A 19,379-nucleotide genomic window follows, 5' to 3' on the forward strand; every position below is an offset into this window, starting at 1 on the left:
ATCATGAAGGTTTGGCCCGTTAAGCACAGCCCGTTGTTACGTCAGCCTGAGCGTTTTATTGCCAGGGACGAACTGAAAGCGCTGATAGAGAAGGTGACCGATAATCTGGTCAATATTCAGGATGCAAGCGGTGAGTTTTTGCTGCGGCTGGATGATGGCAGGACGATCGATACCAAGGGCTGGGCCGGCTGGGAATGGACGCACGGGATCGGACTGTACGGGATCTGGCAGTATTACCGCCAGACGGGAGATACCTCGATGCGGGATATCATCGACGACTGGTTTACCGCGCGCTTTGCCGAAGGGGCGACCACCAAAAACGTCAACACAATGGCACCGTTTCTGACGCTGGCGTATCGCTATGAAGAAAGTCTGAATCCAGCGGATCTGCCCTGGCTTGAAAGCTGGGCCGAATGGGCAATGCATGAGATGCCGCGCACGGATTTTGGCGGGATGCAGCACATCACCCTGGCGGAGGAGAACCATCGGCAGATGTGGGATGACACGCTGATGATGACGGTGCTTCCGCTGGCGAAAATCGGCAAGCTGCTTGGGCGCAAAGCGTATGTGGAGGAGGCGACCTATCAGTTTTTACTGCACGTTCAGAACCTGATGGACAGGGAGAGCGGGCTGTGGTTTCACGGCTGGAGCTACGACGGCTGCCACAACTTCGCTCACGCACGTTGGGCACGGGGTAACAGCTGGTTGACTATTGTTATCCCGGACTTCCTTGAGCTGCTTGGTTTGCCTGAAACCAGCGCGGTACGCCGTTATCTGCTGCAGGTGCTGAACCGGCAGATAGAGGCGCTGGCGAAATGCCAGCATGAAACGGGCCTCTGGCATACCTTACTTGATGACCCCGATTCTTACCTGGAAGCCTCGGCGACGGCCGGTTTTGCCTACGGCATTCTCAAGGCGGCGCGAAAGCGCTACATCAGCGCAGACTATGCGGCAGTCGGAGAAAAGGCGATGCGCGGTATTGTGGCTAATATCTCGCCGGAAGGGGAGCTGCTGCAAACGTCGTTTGGCACCGGCATGGGCAGTAATCTTGAGTTTTACCGCCAGATACCGCTGACTTCTATGCCGTACGGCCAGGCGATGGCCATTCTGTGTATGACGGAATATCTGCGCGGCTATTACTGAGTCGCTTAAAAAAGAAAACCCGGCACGGTGGCCGGGTTTTTGTTTGTATAGCTGAAGAATTACATACGTTCTACGGTGTTGATACCCAGCGTATCCAGACCCAGCTTCAGCGTTTTCGCGGTGAGCAACGCCAGCTTCAGGCGGCTGTTGCGGGTCGCTTCATCGGCGGCGCTGAGAATCGGGCAGTGCTCGTAGAAGCCGGAGAACAGGCCGGCAACATCGTACAGATAGGCGCACATCACATGCGGCGTACCGTCGCGGGCAACCACATTCAGGGTCTCTTCAAACTGCAGCAGGCGGGCGGCCAGCTGAGCTTCACGGTCTTCGGTAATAACAACCTTCGCTTTCAGCAGTTCGGCTTCGTCGAGGTCGGCCTTACGGAACACGGACAGGACGCGGGTGTAGGCATACTGCATGTACGGCGCGGTGTTCCCCTCGAAGGCGAGCATGTTGTCCCAGTCGAAGATGTAGTCGGTGGTACGGCTCTTGGACAGGTCGGCGTACTTCACCGCACCAATACCTACCGCTTTCGCCAGATTTTCCAGTTCGTCTGCAGGCATATCCGGGTTCTTCGCCGCAACCAGACCGCGGGCGCGTTCCATTGCCTCATCGAGCAGGTCGGTCAGCTTCACGGTGCCGCCGGAGCGGGTTTTGAACGGCTTGCCGTCTTTGCCCAGCATCATGCCGAACATCTGGTGCTCCAGGGTAACGGACTCCGGCACGTAGCCAGCTTTACGCACGATGGTCCACGCCTGCATCAGGTGCTGGTGCTGGCGAGAGTCGATGAAGTAGAGCACGCGGTCGGCGTGCAGGGTTTCGTAGCGGTATTTGGCACAGGCGATGTCGGTGGTAGTGTAGAGGTAACCGCCATCTTTCTTCTGGATGATCACGCCCATCGGGTCGCCGTCTTTGTTCTTGAACTCGTCCAGGAATACCACGGTGGCGCCTTCGCTCTCTACCGCCAGACCTTTCTCTTTCAGATCCGCCACAATGCCAGGCAGCATTGGGTTGTAGAGGCTTTCGCCCATCACGTCATCGCGAGTCAGCGTCACGTTGAGGCGTTCGTAGGTTTTCTGGTTCTGCGTCATGGTGATGTCGACCAGCTTACGCCACATCTCACGGCAGTATTCATCGCCGCCCTGCAGCTTTACCACGTAACCACGGGCGCGCTCGGCAAAAACTTCGTCTTCGTCATAGTGTTTTTTGGCCGCGCGGTAAAACTCTTCCAGGTCGGCCAGCGCCATTTCGCCCGCGTTTTCCTGCTGCTGTTTTTCCAGGAACGCGATGAGCATGCCGAACTGAGTGCCCCAGTCGCCAACGTGGTTGGCACGGATGACCTTGTGGCCAAGGAACTCCAGGGTGCGCACGGCCGCGTCACCGATGATGGTGGAGCGAATGTGGCCCACGTGCATTTCTTTGGCAACGTTTGGCGCAGAGTAGTCGACGACGATAGTTTGCGGTTCAGACACGCTCACGCCAACGCGATCGGACGCCACGGCCTCATCAATGTTTTTCGCCAGAAATGCCGGGTCGAGGAAAATGTTGATAAAGCCAGGGCCGGCAATCTCAACTTTGCTGGCGATCCCGGTCAGATCGAGGTTAGCGATGACCTTCTCTGCAACCTGTCGCGGCGGCATGCCCAGCGTTTTAGCAACGGACATCACGCCATTGGCCTGATAGTCGCCGAACTGGACTTTTGCTGACTGACGAACCTGCGGTTCGCAGTCCGCTGGCGCACCTGCAGCAATCAGCGCCTGGCTGACTTTTTCTGAGAGAAGAGACTGAATATTCACCGGGATACCTTACAATTTGTACTGGGCAGCCACGTCAAGGGCCGCCTAAAAATGAGGAAAGAAACAGGGCGTGAGTATAACGTTATTTACGCTCCGACGTCAGCAAAAGCCTCGCTAGCGGGCGGTGCAATTATTATTAACGGCGCAATGAATAACCATTCATCGGCATTTGGCCCTGGCGGGGAGTTGGCGGCCTGCCAGGAACAGGGTAGATTACGCGGTTTCTAAAAAAGAGGATGGCGGCATGGCACACTGGCAGACGGTAGATGAACTGTATGATATTTCGGCAGATCTGCCGAGATTTACAAAAGCGTTAACAGAACTTGCCACCCGACTTGGGCTGGAGATTGCGCCCCTGGATGCCGATCACATTTCTTTGCGCTGCCACCAGAACGTGACCGCCGAACGCTGGCGTACAGGGCTGGAAAAATGCGGCACGTTGCTGAGTGAAAATATTATCAATGGCCGCCCGATCTGCTTATTCAAGCTCGACGAGCCGGTGTGCGTCGAACACTGGCGGTTTACGGTTGTAGAGTTGCCCTGGCCCGGGGAAAAACGTTACCCGCACGAAGGCTGGGAGCACATTGAGATTGTGCTGCCGGGCGAGCCAGAAATGCTTAACGCGCGGGCGCTGGACTTGTTGTCTGACGCCGGGCTGCGTGAAACGGGAATTTCGGTGAAAACCAGCGCCCCGAAAGGCGAACGCGAAAGATTGCCCAACCCAACGCTTGCGGTCACCGACGGTAAAGTGACCATCAAATTCCATCCCTGGAGCATTGAGCAGATCGTCGCCAGCGAACAGGGTGACTGATTAGCGTTGCTGCACCGCAGTTTGCAGGCGGCTAAGGGCTTCGGCAAGGACAGCGGCCGTACAGCCAAAGTTGATGCGGACAAACTGTTGCTCGCCAAAATCGATGCCGGGAGAAAAGCCCAGCCCGGCGTTGAAAAAGAATGCCGCCGGATTCTCTACGCCTAATCCGCTGGCATCAACCCAGCCGAGATAAGTGGCTTCCGGCGATATCATCGTTAAACCCGGCGTGGCATTCACGGCCTGCGTCAGCCGATCCCGGTTTGCGCGCAGATAAACCAGCAGCGCCTGCAGCCACGCCTCGCCGTCTCGCCATGCAGCTTCCGCCGCCGTCAGGGCAAGAATATCCACTTCCGGCACAATGCCCGCCCGCGAGGCTTTGAATTTGCGCCGCAGGTCAGGGTTGGGAATAACGGCCACCGAGGCGCCAAGCCCGGCAATATTAAAGGTTTTGGACGGGGATAGTAGCGTCACTGAACGCTGCGCTGCATCTTCACTTAAAGTCGCGAAGGGGATGTGCGTTACGCCGGGCTCAAGCAATAAGTCGCAGTGGATTTCGTCGGAACAGACAATTAACTCGTGCCGCTGCGCAAAGGCCAGATGCTGCTCTAGTTCACGACGGCGGTAAACCGTGCCGCCAGGGTTCTGCGGGTTACACAGCATCAGCAGTTTTTCATTGCCGGTCATGCCGGCCGTTAATGCCTCAAGCTCAAGAGTCCAGCGCTTTTCTGTGAGCCTGAGCGGTGCGTTAATCTGCGTACGCCGGGCAAGTTCGGATGCTTTACGAAACGGCGGGTATATCGGCGTCGGGGCTATCGTCGATTCAGAGGCGGCGGTAAAGGCTCGAACGCAGAGATTCATGCCGGAAACAACGCCAGGCAAAAAGACCAGCCATTCGGGTTTGATGCGCCACTGATAGCGGCTGGCGAGTCTTTCGGTCAGGACATCTATCAGTTCATGCGGGCGTTTGCCGTAGCCAAATACGCCGTGTCGGACGCGTGCCTGAAGTGCCTCAAGGATGCAGGGCGGGGAGCGAAAATCCATGTCAGCAACCCACATAGGCAGCACGTTTTCAGCAAATTTATTCCACTTCGAACTGTCGCTGTGACGCCTGTCGATCCATTCATCAAAATTGAATGCCATAGTACGCTACCTTTTTGTGGACCTCATTTAAGATTATCATTCAGTGACGGGGACACAACCGGCGAACTGCAGGTTTTATCAGGAGTAATCAATGGCTTTACTTGAAATATGCTGTTATGGAATAGATTGTGCTGTTACTGCAGAACAGGCCGGCGCGGACAGAATTGAACTCTGCTCGGCGCCTAAAGAAGGTGGGCTGACGCCGTCCGCTGGCGTGCTGCGCCAGGTTAGGCAGAAGGTATCGATCCCGGTGCACCCGATTATTCGCCCGCGCGGCGGTGATTTTTGCTACACCGACGGCGAATTTGCCACCATGCTTGAAGATATTGCGTTTGTGCGTGAACTCGGTTTCCCCGGGCTTGTTATCGGGATGCTTGATGTAGACGGCAATATTGATTTACCGCGAATGGAGCAGGTCATGCAGGCCGCTGAGGGCATGGCCGTGACGTTCCACCGGGCTTTTGATATGTGCCAGCATCCGCTGCAGGCGTTTGAGCAACTAGCGGCGTTAGGGGTAGCAAGGATCCTGACTTCAGGGCAGCAGCAAACGGCCGAAACGGGAATCTCACTTCTTCGGGAACTAAAACAGTATTCTCGTGCTCCAATTATTATGGCTGGCGCAGGCGTGCGTCTGAGCAACCTCGATAAGTTTGTTGCCAACGGTATTGAGGAGCTTCACAGCTCGGCAGGGCGCTCGGTGCCTTCTCCAATGCGCTATCGCAAAGCTGGCGTGTCGATGAGCGCCGATGCACAAGCCGATGAGTTTAATCGCTACTGCGTGGATGCAGACGTAGTAGCGGCCATGAAAAACGCGCTGGTGGACGCAAACCCGCCGCGCTGAAAGATTTCTACCGCGCATCATGTCGCCCAATATGATGCTTGCTCGTACCAGGCCCCGGCGTATTGCTGGGGCTTTTTTTATTTGTAACCAGCGATGCGTCGCGTAACCTTTCCTTCACTTTTTGTACACATTGTTTAACTTCGTTTGCCAGTCACTTACGTTACAAAACACCCTGGGGTGAATAATCCTCTCCGACAACTATCTATGTTAGAGGGAATTAAAAATGAAAAAAATAACTGCAACTGTCATCCTGGCTCTGTCATCCGTCTTTGCATCTGCCGCTTTTGCCGCACCGCTGCCCGAAGTGCTTAACAGCAGCCCGGCAGGACAGGAGCAAATTGGCGTCGTGTCCATTCGTGGCGTATCCGGCAGCACCGATGATGCCATCAACCGACTGCAGGTAAAGGCCGAGAAAATCGGCGGCAGCAAAATTAACATTACTGGCCTGGGCACGCCGGGCGACTCCAGCCTGTGGAGTGGCACCGCACAGGTTTATCGCTAAGCGATGGCGAAGATAAAAAACCCGGCAATCAGCGCCGGGTTTTTTGTTTGTGGATTATGGCTTGCGGGCCACCAGAACGGCACGAAGCGGGGCGGGGTAACCTTCAATGGTTTTGCCACTGTCATTTGGGTCGAGGAAATCGCCCAGCGATTCGGTGATCATCCACGACGTGCGGCGCTGTTCTTCCTGCGTGGTGACGCAGTGGTCGACAATTTTTACGTCGACAAAACCGCATTTCTCCAGCCAGTTTTTCAATGCCAGCGCGGACGGGATGTAGTAAACGTTGCGCATCTGAGCATAGCGCTCGCCCGGTACTAATACCGTATTTTCATCGCCTTCCACCACCAGCGTTTCCAGCACCAGTTCGCCTTCTTTGACCAGCTGATTCTTCAGCTGCCAGAGGTGATCCAGCGGCGAGCGGCGATGGTAAAGCACGCCCATCGAGAACACGGTATCAAAGGCGTTCAGCTCTGGAAGTTGCTCAATACCAAGCGGCAGAACGTGGGCGCGCTGATCGTTCCCAAGCAGCTTGCGCACCGCCTCAAACTGGCAAATAAACAGCTGCATCGGGTCAATGCCAACCGCCAGCTGCGCGCCTGCGCCAATCATGCGCCACAGGTGATAGCCGCTGCCGCAGCCCACGTCGAGAATGGTCCGCCCGGCAAGCGGCGAAATGTGCGGCAAGACGCGATCCCATTTAAGATCTGAGCGCCATTCGGTGTCGATATCTACGCCATACAGCGAGTAGGGCCCTTTGCGCCAGGGCATCAGGTTGCGGAGCAGCTTTTCAATGCCAAGCTGCTGGCCTTCGCTCAGCGGCATGGCGGACTCAGCGGTGACGCTGTGCAGGAGGTCCAGACGATGAGGCGTCATCTCCGGCAGATAGTTCACCGTGTTGTACCAGTGCTTGAACTGGCCGTGCAGGGATTCACGCTGCCAGTTGGCAATTTGCGCGGGCAGGGTTTCCAGCCACGGGGCCAGGTGGTTTTTTGCAATCAGCTGATAAAAATTACCGAAATCAATCACGCGACATCTCCGGACTTGACGGCTACCAGAGAGCCAAAGTTAAAGCACTGGAACCACAGTTCGGCGTGCTCAAAGCCCGCCTGTTTGAGGCGTTTTTTATGGGTTTCGACCGAGTCGGTCAGCATCACGTTTTCCAGCATGCTGCGCTTCTGGCTGATTTCCAGTTCGCTGTAGCCGTTGGCGCGCTTAAAGTCGTGGTGCATGTTAAACAGCAGCTCGCCAACTTCAGCATCTTCAAAGCTGAATTTCTCCGAAAGCACCAGTGCACCGCCCGGCCTCAGGCCCTGCCAGATTTTATTCAGCAACAGTTGACGGTCGTCGGGCTCGAGGAATTGTAGCGTGAAGTTCAGCACCACCATCGACGCATTTTCGATGGCGATATGGCGAATATCGCCTTCGATGACTTCGACGGGCGTTTGCGCTTTAAAGGCGTCAAGATGGCGGCGGCAGCGTTCGACCATGGCCGGGGAGTTGTCGACGGCAATGATTTTGCAGCCATCGTGATGAATGTTGCGTCGTACCGATAATGTTGCCGCGCCCAAAGAGCAGCCAAGGTCGTAAACCTGGCTGTGGGGCTGCACGAAGCGCTCCGCCAGCATGCCAATCATGGAGATGATATTGGAGTAACCTGGCACCGAGCGCTGGATCATATCGGGGAAGACTTCGGCTACCCGTTCATCAAAGGTCCAGTCGCCCAGTTTGGCTATCGGGGCGGAAAACAGCGTATCGCGGTCAGACATAACGTTAAATCCGGAAATTCGAAAGGGGCGTATTTTGCGTTAATGGAGCGAGAAAACCAACTCCCACGGCATATACCATAAGTTGGCCAGCACCATTAGCATCAGCGCGCACCAGGTGGCACTCATGCCGGAACGGCGCCAGCGGATCAGGCGATGATGGTATCCGTAGTAGTGCAGCAGGCGTCCGGCCAGCAGCATAATACCGCAAATATGCACCATCCAGGTTTCGGCGCCGTCCATCTCCATCAGCAGTAAAAGCAGCAGGGAAATGGGAATATATTCCACCGCATTACCGTGAATACGGATGGCGCTTTGGAGTTCACTAAAGCCGCCGTCGCCGTAGGAAACCCGGTACTGCATTCGCAGGCGAACAACGTCGAACGAAAACTTAATTAACAGCAGAGCAGCCAGCACCGCATACAGCGCGCTTACCATATTAACTCCATGTCGTAACAGTTACGGCTCACGCTATGATAGCTCGCAAGCGGAGTGCTGTCGCTAGCGCTCAGAAAAGTGTGGCCTGTTGCGGGATGGCGGGTGGAGCCCCTAATTCAGGAAAAACGTGCTGCAGCGCGGGCCACAGGGTATGAACCAGCTCCGGCGCCTGGGCAATGTCCGGGGTGTGGAGAAAAAGGTATGGCGTTGTTTTTGCCGTCCATTCAGGCAACTTTTTTAACCAGACATCAAACAGCTCGGCATTTTGCGTCATGTTGTCGCTGCCGATAAATCGCACCAGAGGATGGCTGGCCGTGACAATGGCATGCACCGGAACTTTGGGCTTTTTACGTTGGGCTTCCCGCACCGCCTCGTTGTGCGGCACGGCGCTGTGAATCGGGCGGCTGTCGAGAATGGCTCGATTCACTTTCCTGTCATGCAGGCCGCGATTCAATGCCTGTTCATCCGCACCTTTGTCGAAAAAGGCCGGGTGCCGGACTTCAACGCCATAGGTGAACTCCGCGGGCAATGCATCCAGAAAATTCCACAGCGCCGGGAGGTCGCCAGGCCCGAAAGTGGCCGGCAATTGAAGCCAGTATTGGCCTATTCTGCCCGCTAGCGGCGACATGCGGTCGAAAAACTCGGCGGTGAGGTCGCCGCAGTTGCGAAGGGCGGCGGTATGGGAAATGGTGGCGGGAAATTTAAAACAGAAGCGAAAACTGTCGCTAGTCATTTCCCGCCAGCGCTGTACGATTTCCGCTTTTGGCAGAGCGTACAGCGTGGTGTTGCCTTCCACACAGTTGAAGTGGCGGGCATAATCCTCCAGCGAAGTGATGCCCAGCCGGTTCCATTTCGGGTGCTGCCACTGGGGAAGGCCGATATAAATCATAGCGAAGCAATTATCTCGTCGGTGCTGCGAATGCGGGAGATACGCGGGAAGATGAACTTCAGGCTGTGATTATGCTGCTCGGCGCTGGCGGCGCTGCAGGCATCCTCAGCCAGAACCAACGAGAACCCCATTTCCCAGGCGTTACGTGCGGTGGACTCGACGCCAATATTGGTCGAAATACCGCAAAGGACGAGGGTATCGATGCCGCGGCGGCGCAGCTGTAGCTCGAGGTCTGTGCCGTAAAACGCTCCCCACTGGCGTTTGGTGACTTCAATGTCACTGTCTTTTTTACCGAGCGCGGCCGGGTAGCTCCACCAATTTTCAGGCAGGGCATGGCCCGGAGGTGCGGCATCAACAGGTTGTTTCAGGGCTTCTGCGTAATCGGCTGACCAGCCCACGCGCACCATCACCACCGGCGAACCGCTGGCGCGGAATTTCTCGGCCAGGCGCGCGGCACGAGCCACGACGTCGCTGGCGCTGTGGGGGCCACCGGCAAACGGTAAAATGCCGTCCTGCAGGTCAATCACCACCAGGGCAGTACGAGATGCGTTGAGTTGTGTCATTGTGACTCCGGTTAACATTGGGGTTAAGGGTCAATACCTTACGCTGGAAGCCAGGTTGCTGAGTTTACAAATTTTGTTAATTTTTGTGAGAATCTGCAATACCGGCGCTGCGATTCGCGCCAGTCGGCGGTTTCGGGGTTATCGCCAGCCATTATTTCCAGTATAATAGCCCCCTTTTTTCATCCAGTTGTGACAGTCGAAATAGCTGCCACCAAAGCGCCTGCCGTCGCAGGTGGCGGGTTGCGTGCAGCTGATTAAGGGATATCTCATGCGTACAGTATATTGCGGGCAGCTCAATCAATCCCATGTGGGACAGCAAGTAACGCTTAGTGGGTGGGTCAATCGTCGCCGTGACCTCGGTAGCCTTATCTTTATTGATATGCGCGATCGTGAGGGCATCGTGCAGGTGTTTTTCGACCCGGACCGTCAGGAAGCGTTCCAGCTCGCCTCTGAACTGCGTAATGAGTTCTGTATTCAGGTTGTTGGCACCGTGCGTGCTCGCGACGAGCGCAACGTTAATAAAGATATGGCGACCGGCGAAGTGGAAGTGTTTGCCACCGAACTGACCATCATTAACCGCTCTGACGTGCTGCCGCTGGACTCCAACCACGTTAATACCGAAGAAGCGCGCCTGAAGTACCGTTACCTGGATCTCCGTCGTCCAGAAATGGCTCAGCGCCTGAAAACTCGCGCAAAAATTACCAGCTTCGTGCGCCGCTTTATGGACGACCACGGTTTCCTCGATATTGAAACCCCAATGCTGACCAAAGCTACGCCAGAAGGTGCACGTGACTATCTGGTGCCTTCCCGCGTCCATAAAGGTAAATTCTACGCGCTGCCGCAGTCTCCTCAGCTGTTCAAACAGCTGCTGATGATGTCCGGCTTTGACCGCTACTATCAGATCGTGAAATGTTTCCGCGACGAAGACCTGCGCGCCGACCGTCAGCCAGAATTTACCCAGATCGACGTTGAAACGTCCTTCATGACCGCGCCACAGGTGCGTGAAGTGATGGAAGACCTGGTGCGCAAACTGTGGATCAACACCATTAACGTTGACCTGGGCGACTTCCCGGTGATGACTTTCGCCGAAGCTGAGCGCCGCTACGGCTCCGACAAGCCGGACCTGCGTAATCCGCTGGAGCTGGTGGATGTGGCTGACCTGGTCAAAGACGTAGAGTTTAAGGTCTTCTCCGGCCCGGCAAACGACGCCAAAGGCCGCGTTGCCGCACTGCGTGTGCCGGGTGGCGCACAGATCAGCCGTAAACAGATTGACGACTACGGCAAGTTCATCGAAATTTACGGCGCTCGCGGCCTGGCGTACATCAAGGTTAACGAACGTGCGAAAGGCATCGAAGGGATCACCAGCCCGGTCGCCAAGTTCCTGAACGCGGATATCGTGGAAGCTATCCTGGCTCGTACCGGCGCAGCCGACGGCGACATGATCTTCTTCGGCGCGGACAGCAAGAAAGTGGTTGCCGACGCTCTGGGCGCACTGCGTCTGAAAATCGGTAAAGATTTGCAGTTAACCGATGAGAAAAAATGGGCGCCGCTGTGGGTGGTTGACTTCCCAATGTTTGAAGACAACGGCGAAGGCGGCCTGACCGCGATGCACCACCCGTTCACCGCGCCAAAAGACATGACGCCGGAACAACTGGCTGCTCAGCCGGAAACCGCGATTGCCAACGCCTACGATATGGTTATCAACGGCTACGAAGTGGGCGGTGGCTCCGTGCGTATTCACAACGGCCAGATGCAGCAGACCGTGTTCGGCATTCTGGGCATTAACGAGCAGGAACAGCGCGAGAAATTCGGCTTCCTGCTGGACGCGCTGAAGTACGGTACGCCGCCTCATGCGGGCCTGGCGTTTGGTCTGGATCGCCTGACCATGCTGCTGACCGGCACCGACAACATCCGTGACGTTATCGCCTTCCCGAAAACCACGGCTGCCGCCTGTCTGATGACCGAAGCGCCAAGCTTCGCTAACCCGGCTTCGCTTGCCGAGCTGGGGATTGAAGTCATCAAAAAGGCAGAGAAAAACTGATGCCTTATAAGCGTCCCGTTTCGGTTCTGGTGGTCATTTACGCAGAAGATACGAAGCGGGTGCTGATGTTACAGCGGCGCGACGATCCTGATTTTTGGCAGTCGGTCACCGGCAGCCTTGAAGAAGGGGAAAGCGCGCTGCATGCCGCCCGGCGTGAAGTAAAGGAAGAGGTCGCTATCGACGTGCTCAATGAGCCGCTGCCGTTAGTTGACTGCCAGCGCCGGGTGGAGTTTGAGATATTTACTCATTTGCGTCATCGCTATGCGCCGGGGATCACGCGCAATACGGAATCGTGGTTCTGTCTTGCGCTGCCTCATGAACGCCAGATTACGATTACCGAACATCTGGCCTGGAAATGGGTGCCCGCCGAAGAGGCGGCCCTGATGACCAAGTCATGGAGCAACCGGCAGGCGATTGAAGAGTTTGTAATTGATGCCGCCTGATAGAGGCGCTTTTGGAGATTGTTATGGCAGGTCATAGTAAGTGGGCCAACACGAAACACCGCAAAGCGGCACAGGATGCCAAGCGCGGTAAGATTTTCACCAAAATTATTCGCGAGCTGGTAACGGCTGCCCGTCTGGGCGGCGGTGATGCAGGGTCTAACCCGCGTCTGCGCGCCGCTATCGATAAAGCGCTGTCGAACAACATGACGCGCGACACCCTGAACCGTGCGATTGCACGCGGCGTGGGCGGCGATGATGATGCGAACATGGAAACCATCATTTATGAAGGTTACGGCCCTGGCGGCTCTGCCGTGATGGTGGAATGCCTGAGCGACAACCGTAACCGTACCGTTGCCGAAGTGCGTCACGCGTTCAACAAATGCGGCGGGAATCTGGGCACCGACGGCTCCGTTGCTTATTTGTTCACCAAGAAAGGGGTTATCTCCTTCGAAGCAGGTGACGAAGATCAGATCATGGAAGCTGCGCTGGAAGCGGGTGCTGAAGACGTCGTGACCTTCGACGACGGCGCTATCGACGTTTACACCGCATGGGAAGAGATGGGCGCGGTGAAAGATGCGCTGGAAGCAGCGGGCCTGAAGGCGGACAACGCAGAAGTTTCCATGATCCCTTCCACCAAAGCAGACATGGATGCGGACACCGCGCCTAAGCTGATGCGTCTGATCGACATGCTGGAAGATTGTGATGACGTGCAGGAGGTTTACCACAACGGTGAGATCTCCGACGAGGTGGCGGCTACCCTTTAATGGCGCAGCCAATATCTGACCTGTACTCAGGAGACGCGTGATGGCGATTATTCTCGGCATCGACCCGGGATCGCGCGTCACCGGTTACGGCGTTATCCGCCAGACCGGGCGGCAGTTGACCTATCTGGGCAGCGGCTGTATCCGAACGCAGGTTGCCGACTTGCCCTCGCGTCTGAAGCTTATCTACGCGGGGGTGAGCGAAATCATTACCCAGTTCCAGCCCGAGTATTTTGCCATCGAGCAGGTGTTTATGGCGAAAAATGCGGATTCCGCGCTTAAGCTGGGGCAGGCGCGCGGCGCGGCCATTGTCGCAGCGGTGAATGCTGATCTACCGGTGTTTGAGTACGCGGCACGTCAGGTAAAGCAAACCGTGGTGGGCATAGGCAGCGCGGAGAAAAGCCAGGTGCAGCACATGGTGCGCACGCTGCTGAAGCTCCCGGCCAACCCGCAGGCTGATGCGGCGGATGCGTTGGCTATCGCCATTACGCATTGCCATGTGACGCAAAACTCGGTCCAGATGAGCGAATCGCGGCTTAATTTGGCGCGAGGGCGATTAAAATAATTAAGGCTGGATATCTATCCAGCCTTTTTTATATCATAGCGTTACTTTTTCGCGCATCAACGTAAATACGCAGGAGCACATTGTGATAGGTCGACTCAGAGGCATCGTTCTGGAAAAGCAGCCCCCATTGGTATTGCTGGAAACCAACGGCGTGGGTTACGAAGTGTATATGCCGATGACCTGCTTCTATGAGCTGCCGGACATTGGCAAAGAGGCGGTGGTGTTCACTCAGTTCGTGGTGCGTGAAGACGCTCAGCTGCTTTACGGGTTTAACAATAAGCAGGAGCGGACGCTGTTCCGTGAGCTGATTAAAGTGAACGGCGTGGGGCCAAAACTGGCGCTGGCTATTCTCTCCGGGATGTCGGCTCAGCAGTTCGTGAATGCCGTCGAGCGCGAAGAAATTGGCTCCCTTATCAAGCTGCCGGGCGTGGGTAAGAAAACCGCCGAGCGCCTGATTGTGGAGATGAAAGACCGCTTCAAAGGCATGCATGGCGACCTGTTTACCCCTGCAGCCGATCTGGTGCTAACCTCGCCGGATAACGGCCAGGCCGACGATGCCGAGCAGGAAGCCGTTGCTGCCCTCGTTTCTCTGGGCTATAAACCACAGGAAGCCAGCCGCATGGTCAGCAAAGTGGGCCGTGCCGGTGCCGACAGCGAAACCCTGATCCGCGAAGCGCTCCGCGCGGCGCTATGAGGTAGAGGATGATTGAAGCAGACCGCCTGGTATCCCCAGGAAATATCACCCAGGACGAGTTAATCGATCGTGCCATTCGCCCAAAGCTGCTCGAAGAGTATGTCGGGCAGCCGCACGTGCGCTCGCAGATGGAAATCTTCATTCAGGCGGCCAAGCTGCGCGGCGATGCGCTCGATCATCTGCTGATTTTTGGCCCACCGGGGCTGGGGAAAACCACCCTGGCTAACATCGTGGCCAACGAGATGGGCGTGAATTTGCGAACCACCTCCGGCCCGGTGCTGGAGAAAGCTGGCGATCTGGCGGCAATGCTAACCAATCTTGAGCCTCACGACGTACTGTTTATCGATGAGATCCACCGCCTTTCCCCGGTGGTGGAAGAGGTGCTGTATCCGGCGATGGAAGACTATCAGCTGGATATCATGATTGGCGAAGGCCCGGCTGCCCGTTCGATTAAAATCGATCTCCCTCCGTTCACTCTGATTGGCGCGACCACCCGCGCGGGCTCCCTGACTTCGCCCTTGCGCGACCGTTTCGGGATTGTGCAGCGGCTGGAGTTTTATCAGGTGGCCGACCTGCAGCATATTGTCGGGCGCAGCGCCAGCGTGCTTGGGCTGGAGATGAGCGATGATGGTGCTCTGGAAGTTGCCCGCCGCGCTCGCGGTACGCCGCGTATTGCCAACCGCTTACTTCGCCGCGTTCGCGACTTTGCTGAAGTAAAGCATGACGGGGCGATTACTGCCGAAGTAGCAGCGCAGGCGCTGGACATGCTGAATGTGGATAGCGAAGGGTTTGATTACATGGATCGCAAGCTGTTGCTGGCGGTGATCGACAAGTTCCTCGGTGGCCCGGTTGGGCTGGATAACCTTGCCGCCGCTATCGGCGAAGAGCGAGAAACCATTGAGGACGTGCTGGAGCCGTTCCTGATTCAGCAGGGCTTTCTGCAGCGAACGCCGCGCGGGCGTATTGCCACGCCGCGGGCCTGGACGCACTTTGGGATTGTCCCTCCGGCTCAGCCGTGAATATTCCGCAATAAAAAAGGCGCCTCAGGGCGCCTTTTTCGTGTCTACGTGAGGTTTAAGCCGGCTGCTTTTTAGCCATGCTAAGAATAAACAGCGCGGCGGCGGCCAGCACTACGGATGGACCTGCCGGAGTATCGTAAAGTGCCGAGAAAGCCAGCCCGCCGGTGACGGCAATCATACCAATGAGAACCGCAAAGCCCGCCATTTGTTCCGGCGTTCGGGCGAAGCGCCGCGCGGTTGCGGCCGGTATAATCAGCAGTGAGGTAATGATGAGTGCCCCGACGAATTTCATTGCAACACCGATGGTGAGGGCGGTCACCAGCATCAACAGCATTTTCACTCGCTGAAGATTGACGCCGTCCACGTGGGCAAGGTCCGGGCTGATGGTCATCGCCAGCAGGCTACGCCACTGCCAGGCCAGTACGCCAAGCACCACGGCCACGCCAGCGGCAATGGAGATAATGTCCGACGGCGTGACTGACAGTAAATCGCCGAAAAGGTAAGCCATGAGATCGACGCGGACGTTAGACATCAGGCTGACCACCACCAGACCGAGCGACAGGGCGCTGTGCGCCATAATACCCAGCAGAGTATCAATGGCGAGGTGAGGGCGTTTCTCCAGCCAGACCAGGCCAATAGCAAGTAACAACGTCACTGCGATAACGGCATAAAAAGGGTTCACATTGAGCAGCAGACCAAACGCGACGCCCAGCAATGAGGCGTGAGCCAGCGTATCGCCAAAATAAGACATCCGACGCCAGACCACAAAAGAGCCCAGCGGCCCTGCCGCACAGGCGAGCAAAATCCCGGCCAGCCAGCCGGGCAACAACAATTCAAGCATTACTGTCCATTCCCTCTGCGCAGAACGATGCGACCCTGCAGATCGTGACGGTGGTTATGATGGTGGCGATAAATGCCCAGTTGTTCGGCACCGATGGGCCCAAACATCGAGATAAACTCAGGATGGGTGGAGACGACTTCTGGCGTACCGGAGCAGCAAATATGGTGGTTCAGGCACAGCACCTCATCGGTTTTGGCCATGACGAGGTGCAGATCATGAGAAACCATCAGCACCGCGCAGTTCAGCTCATGGCGAAGCTGGTCAATCAGATTATAAAGCGCGAGCTGGCCGTTGACGTCCACGCCCTGGGTGGGTTCATCCAGTACCAGCAGGTGAGGCTCATTCAACAACGCTCGCGCCAGCAGAACGCGTTGGTTTTCACCGCCAGAGAGCTTCTGCATTGGCGCATCTATCAAATGAGCAGCCTGCACGCGTTTAAGTGCCGGGAGAATGTCGGCTTTTTTCACTCCCGGACGCAGGCGCAGGAAACGACTAACCGTGAGCGGCAGCGTGGCGTCCAAATGAAGTTTTTGCGGCACGTAGCCAATGCGCAGATGCTGGTCGCGCTTGATGACACCCTGATCGGGTGTGACCAGCCCAAGCACGACACGCACTAAGGTGGATTTACCGGCACCGTTAGGCCCCAGCAACGTAAGAATACGGCCGGGCTTTAGCGCAAGTGAGATATCAGCCAGCACGCGTCGCTGGCCAAAAGAGACCGAGATATTTTCCAGTTCAACCAAATTTGTCATGGCAATTTCAGGGGTTGCATAAGTTAGCGGATGTTATAATATCACAATTATTCTGATTTCCACGATGATAAGTTGCATTATGTTACATAAAAAGACACTTCTTTTCGCTGCATTTTCCGCTGCCCTCTGGGGCTCTGCCGTCACCAACACCAACGCCGCCGTTGTGGCGTCCATCAAGCCTCTGGGCTTTATCGCTTCAGCCATTGCCGACGGGGTGACTGGCACAGAAGTATTACTGCCTGATGGCGCCTCTGAGCACGACTATGCACTTCGTCCGTCCGATGTAAAACGCTTACAGGGCGCGGACTTAGTTGTATGGGTTGGGCCAGAAATGGAAGCTTTCATGCAGAAGTCTGTGCGTCAGCTTCCCGAGCAAAAACAGCTTGAGCTGGCGGCGCTTGCCGGCGTGAAACCGCTGCTCATGAAAGGCGGTGACGACGACGACCATGAGCACGGCGATGAACATGGCCATGGCGCAAAGAGTGACGCAGATCACCATCACGGTGAATACAACTTGCACATTTGGCTCTCCCCAGAAGTAGCGCGGCTGTCGGCGGTTGCAATCCACGATAAATTAGTGGAACTTATGCCCGAAAATCGAGCCAAACTTGACGCCAACCTGAAAGATTTCGAGTCAGGCTTAGCCGACGCCGATAAACAGGTGGGTTCCGTGCTGGCACCGCTGAAAGGAAAAGGGTATTTCGTTTTTCATGACGCCTATGGCTACTTTGAAAAACAGTACGGTTTAACGCCGCTTGGCCACTTTACCGTTAACCCTGAAATACAGCCTGGTGCGCAGCGTTTACATGAAATCAGAACACAGTTGGTTGAGCATAAAGCGGTTTGCGTTTTTGCTGAGCCACAATTCAGGCCAGCGGTAATTAACGCCGTTGCCAGAGGCACTAACGTTCGCTCCGGCACCTTAGATCCTCTGGGAATTGAAGTCGCATTGGGTAAAAACAGCTATATGCAGTTTATGACCGGACTTGCGAACCAGTATGCGAGCTGCCTGAAAGGAGATTAACGAGGAAGTGAATACGTGCAACAGATAGCCCGCTCTGTCGCCATGGCATTTGACAATTTATCACGGCCCCATCGCGTTATGCTGGGGTCGCTTACGGTTCTCACTCTGGCGGTCGCGGTATGGCGACCGTCAATTTACCATCCGCAGTCCAGTCCGATAATCAAGACCATCGAACTTCAAAAAAGCGAAATACATTCGCTGCTGCCGGAAGCCAGCGAACCCCTCGACCAGTCCCCGGACGCCGAAGATGACACCCTGCCTCAGGATGAGCTGGATGATAAAACCTCCGGCGAAGCGGGCGTTCATGAATATGTCGTCTCCACAGGCGATACGCTAAGCAGCATTCTGAATCAGTACGGCATCGATATGGGCGACATCAGCCAGCTCGCTTCCGCTGATAAAGACCTGCGAAACATGAAAATTGGTCAGCAGCTTTCCTGGACGCTTAACGCAGACGGCGATTTGCAGCGTCTGACCTGGGAAATGTCGCGCCGCGAAACGCGCACTTACGATCGCACTGATAACGGTTTCAAAATGAGCAGCGAAACCCAGCAGGGCGATTGGGTTAACAGCGTGCTGAAGGGCACGGTGGGGGCAAGTTTTGTTTCCAGCGCACGTGATGCCGGTTTGACTAGCGCAGAAATCAGTTCTGTTATCAAAGCCATGCAGTGGCAGATGGACTTCCGCAAGCTGAAGAAGGGCGATGAATTCTCCGTGTTGATGTCCCGCGAAATGCTGGACGGCAAGCGTGAGCAGAGCCAACTGGTCGGCGTGCGCCTGCGCAGTGACGGAAAAGATTATTACGCTATCCGTGCGGAAGACGGCAAGTTTTACGATCGCAACGGGTCGGGCCTGGCCAAAGGCTTTATGCGTTTCCCAACCGTGAAGCAGTTCCGCGTTTCCTCTAACTTCAACCCTCGTCGTCTTAACCCGGTGACCGGCCGCGTCGCGCCGCACAAAGGCGTTGATTTTGCGATGCCACAGGGAACACCTGTACTGGCTGTCGGGGATGGTGAAGTGGTAATGGCGAAGCGCAGCGGGGCCGCAGGTTACTTTGTGGCTATCCGCCATGGCCGGACTTATACCACCCGTTACATGCACCTTAAGAAGCTGCTGGTGAAACCTGGACAGAAAGTGAAGCGCGGTGACCGTATTGCACTGTCTGGCAATACCGGGCGTTCTACCGGCCCGCATCTGCATTACGAAGTGTGGATCAACCAGCAGGCGGTTAACCCGCTGACGGCCAAACTGCCGCGTTCTGAGGGCCTGACCGGCTCCGATCGCAGTGATTACCTGGCGCAGGTTAAAGACGTACTGCCGCAGCTGCGTATCGACTGATTTTTCCCTTCGACGAAA

General features: G+C 56.1%; 21 protein-coding genes. 12 read left to right on the top strand and 9 right to left on the bottom strand.

Going from position 1 to position 19,379, the window contains the following annotated elements:
• The first annotated feature begins 3 nt into the window (after nt 1-3).
• The gene (gene bglB, locus A936_RS01545; protein WP_008453906.1) at nt 4-1,143 is read left to right on the top strand and encodes a beta-galactosidase BglB; all 1,140 of its coding nucleotides are present in this window, start codon (nt 4-6) and stop codon (nt 1,141-1,143) included.
• A gap of 59 nt (nt 1,144-1,202) precedes the next feature.
• On the opposite strand, the gene argS is transcribed toward bglB, so the two are convergent.
• Nucleotides 1,203-2,936, bottom strand: coding sequence for an arginine--tRNA ligase (gene argS / locus A936_RS01550; RefSeq protein ID WP_008453907.1), 1,734 nt, complete (start codon nt 2,934-2,936; stop codon nt 1,203-1,205).
• 244 nt (nt 2,937-3,180) lie between these two features.
• Between argS and A936_RS01555 the strand changes: the two genes are divergently transcribed.
• Nucleotides 3,181-3,747 carry a VOC family protein gene (locus tag A936_RS01555; RefSeq protein WP_008453908.1) on the top strand — a complete coding sequence of 189 codons (567 nt, stop codon included), beginning with the start codon at nt 3,181-3,183 and terminating at the stop codon, nt 3,745-3,747.
• Here the strand turns inward: A936_RS01555 and A936_RS01560 are convergent, their stop codons facing one another.
• Entirely contained in the window at nt 3,748-4,887 is a 1,140-nt protein-coding gene (locus A936_RS01560; RefSeq protein ID WP_008453911.1) for a MalY/PatB family protein, read from the bottom strand.
• Nucleotides 4,888-4,978: 91 nt separating this feature from the next.
• Between A936_RS01560 and cutC the strand changes: the two genes are divergently transcribed.
• Nucleotides 4,979-5,728 (top strand): copper homeostasis protein CutC, encoded by a 750-nt coding sequence (cutC, locus tag A936_RS01565; RefSeq protein WP_008453913.1) that lies wholly within the window; start codon nt 4,979-4,981, stop codon nt 5,726-5,728.
• A gap of 223 nt (nt 5,729-5,951) precedes the next feature.
• Nucleotides 5,952-6,230, top strand: coding sequence for a YdgH/BhsA/McbA family protein (locus A936_RS01570; RefSeq protein WP_008453915.1), 279 nt, complete (start codon nt 5,952-5,954; stop codon nt 6,228-6,230).
• A 54-nt stretch (nt 6,231-6,284) separates the two neighbouring features.
• Here A936_RS01570 and cmoB read toward each other — a convergent pair whose 3' ends face one another.
• From cmoB to A936_RS01595, 5 genes are all read right to left on the bottom strand, one after another.
• Nucleotides 6,285-7,256: a tRNA 5-methoxyuridine(34)/uridine 5-oxyacetic acid(34) synthase CmoB gene (gene cmoB, locus A936_RS01575; protein WP_008453916.1), complete on the bottom strand. Its 972-nt coding sequence runs from the start codon at nt 7,254-7,256 to the stop codon at nt 6,285-6,287.
• Nucleotides 7,253-7,996 (bottom strand): carboxy-S-adenosyl-L-methionine synthase CmoA, encoded by a 744-nt coding sequence (cmoA, locus tag A936_RS01580; protein ID WP_008453918.1) that lies wholly within the window; start codon nt 7,994-7,996, stop codon nt 7,253-7,255. Before cmoA ends, cmoB begins: the two co-directional genes overlap by 4 nt.
• A gap of 39 nt (nt 7,997-8,035) precedes the next feature.
• Entirely contained in the window at nt 8,036-8,431 is a 396-nt protein-coding gene (locus A936_RS01585; protein WP_008453920.1) for an MAPEG family protein, read from the bottom strand.
• Nucleotides 8,432-8,501: 70 nt separating this feature from the next.
• Nucleotides 8,502-9,320 carry a DUF72 domain-containing protein gene (locus A936_RS01590; protein ID WP_008453922.1) on the bottom strand — a complete coding sequence of 273 codons (819 nt, stop codon included), beginning with the start codon at nt 9,318-9,320 and terminating at the stop codon, nt 8,502-8,504.
• Entirely contained in the window at nt 9,317-9,883 is a 567-nt protein-coding gene (locus tag A936_RS01595; protein WP_008453925.1) for a hydrolase, read from the bottom strand. Before A936_RS01595 ends, A936_RS01590 begins: the two co-directional genes overlap by 4 nt.
• A gap of 268 nt (nt 9,884-10,151) precedes the next feature.
• Here A936_RS01595 and aspS point away from each other — a divergent pair, with 268 nt between their 5' ends.
• The 6 genes from aspS to ruvB all read left to right on the top strand — a co-directional run bounded on the left by aspS (nt 10,152) and on the right by ruvB (nt 15,406).
• The gene (gene aspS, locus A936_RS01600; protein ID WP_008453927.1) at nt 10,152-11,924 is read left to right on the top strand and encodes an aspartate--tRNA ligase; all 1,773 of its coding nucleotides are present in this window, start codon (nt 10,152-10,154) and stop codon (nt 11,922-11,924) included.
• Entirely contained in the window at nt 11,924-12,367 is a 444-nt protein-coding gene (nudB, locus tag A936_RS01605) for a dihydroneopterin triphosphate diphosphatase (protein ID WP_008453929.1), read from the top strand. Before aspS ends, nudB begins: the two co-directional genes overlap by 1 nt.
• 23 nt (nt 12,368-12,390) lie before the next feature.
• Nucleotides 12,391-13,131 carry a YebC/PmpR family DNA-binding transcriptional regulator gene (locus tag A936_RS01610; protein WP_008453931.1) on the top strand — a complete coding sequence of 247 codons (741 nt, stop codon included), beginning with the start codon at nt 12,391-12,393 and terminating at the stop codon, nt 13,129-13,131.
• 40 nt (nt 13,132-13,171) lie between these two features.
• Nucleotides 13,172-13,693 (top strand): crossover junction endodeoxyribonuclease RuvC, encoded by a 522-nt coding sequence (ruvC, locus tag A936_RS01615; protein WP_008453933.1) that lies wholly within the window; start codon nt 13,172-13,174, stop codon nt 13,691-13,693.
• Between the two features lie 82 nt (nt 13,694-13,775).
• Entirely contained in the window at nt 13,776-14,387 is a 612-nt protein-coding gene (ruvA, locus tag A936_RS01620) for a Holliday junction branch migration protein RuvA (RefSeq protein WP_008453936.1), read from the top strand.
• An 8-nt stretch (nt 14,388-14,395) separates the two neighbouring features.
• Nucleotides 14,396-15,406: a Holliday junction branch migration DNA helicase RuvB gene (gene ruvB, locus A936_RS01625; RefSeq protein ID WP_008453938.1), complete on the top strand. Its 1,011-nt coding sequence runs from the start codon at nt 14,396-14,398 to the stop codon at nt 15,404-15,406.
• 55 nt (nt 15,407-15,461) lie between these two features.
• On the opposite strand, the gene znuB is transcribed toward ruvB, so the two are convergent.
• Complete coding sequence (gene znuB / locus A936_RS01630) at nt 15,462-16,247, bottom strand: zinc ABC transporter permease subunit ZnuB (RefSeq protein WP_008453940.1); 786 nt, start codon at nt 16,245-16,247, stop codon at nt 15,462-15,464.
• A complete protein-coding gene (gene znuC / locus A936_RS01635; protein WP_008453942.1) occupies nt 16,247-16,999 on the bottom strand; it encodes a zinc ABC transporter ATP-binding protein ZnuC in 753 nt (250 codons plus the stop codon). The genes znuB and znuC overlap by 1 nt, the downstream gene beginning before the upstream one ends.
• A gap of 79 nt (nt 17,000-17,078) precedes the next feature.
• Here znuC and znuA point away from each other — a divergent pair, with 79 nt between their 5' ends.
• Nucleotides 17,079-18,023, top strand: coding sequence for a zinc ABC transporter substrate-binding protein ZnuA (znuA, locus tag A936_RS01640; RefSeq protein WP_008453945.1), 945 nt, complete (start codon nt 17,079-17,081; stop codon nt 18,021-18,023).
• Between the two features lie 15 nt (nt 18,024-18,038).
• The gene (gene mepM, locus A936_RS01645; protein WP_008453947.1) at nt 18,039-19,361 is read left to right on the top strand and encodes a murein DD-endopeptidase MepM; all 1,323 of its coding nucleotides are present in this window, start codon (nt 18,039-18,041) and stop codon (nt 19,359-19,361) included.
• Nucleotides 19,362-19,379: the final 18 nt, after the last annotated feature.

Origin of the sequence: Enterobacter sp. Ag1 (assembly GCA_000277545.1) — a bacterium.
Classification (GTDB): domain Bacteria; phylum Pseudomonadota; class Gammaproteobacteria; order Enterobacterales; family Enterobacteriaceae; genus Cedecea.